A 687-nucleotide genomic window follows, 5' to 3' on the forward strand; every position below is an offset into this window, starting at 1 on the left:
TGTCAACGGCGGCGTAAAATCCGGCCACGCGGCGGCGTAAGACCAGGTCAGGTGGTTGTGGCCGGCGCCATGGCGCGCGCGCTTACCAATAGCTGGCGCGTGCTATGGCGCATTGGCCTCTTTGGGCCAAAACGAGCGATCTGATCTCAGGACTTTTGTTGCCGCTTTCGGGCAGTGCTGTTGGCGAGGCGATAGCTCTCGCCGTTCATCTCGAGGATGCTGACGTGGTGGGTCAGCCGGTCGAGCAGTGCGCCGGTGAGGCGCTCGGAGCCGAAGGTCTCGGTCCATTCATCGAAGGGCAGATTGCTGGTGATCAGGGTCGCGCCGCGCTCGTAGCGGTGCGAGATCAGTTCGAACAGCAATTCGGCACCGGTCTTGGACAGCGGCACGAAGCCCAGCTCATCGATGATGAGCAGCTTGTAACCGGCCATCTGCTTCTGAACGCGAAGCAGGCGGCGCTCGTCGCGGGCCTCCATCATCTCACTGACCAGGCTCGCGGCGGTGGTGAAGCCAACGGAGAGCCCCTTCTGGCAAGCTGCCAGTCCGAGGCCAAGGGCAATGTGCGTCTTGCCCGTGCCACTTGGGCCGAGGGCAATGACGTTCTCGCGACGGTCGATCCATTCACACCGCGCCAGTTCCAGCACCTGCATCTTGTTGAGCTTCGGTATGGCGCTGAAGTCGAAGCTG

1 protein-coding gene is annotated in these 687 nt (G+C 62.6%); it reads right to left on the minus strand.

Annotated features, from left to right (window positions below):
• Positions 1-146: 146 nt before the first annotated feature.
• The coding region (gene istB, locus CK944_RS22440; RefSeq protein ID WP_103175211.1) for an IS21-like element helper ATPase IstB at positions 147-687 on the minus strand (541 nt) is incomplete at its 5' end.

This window comes from Paracoccus sp. SY (assembly GCF_002901215.1).
In the GTDB taxonomy this organism is placed as follows: Bacteria; Pseudomonadota; Alphaproteobacteria; order Rhodobacterales; family Rhodobacteraceae; genus Paracoccus; species Paracoccus acridae.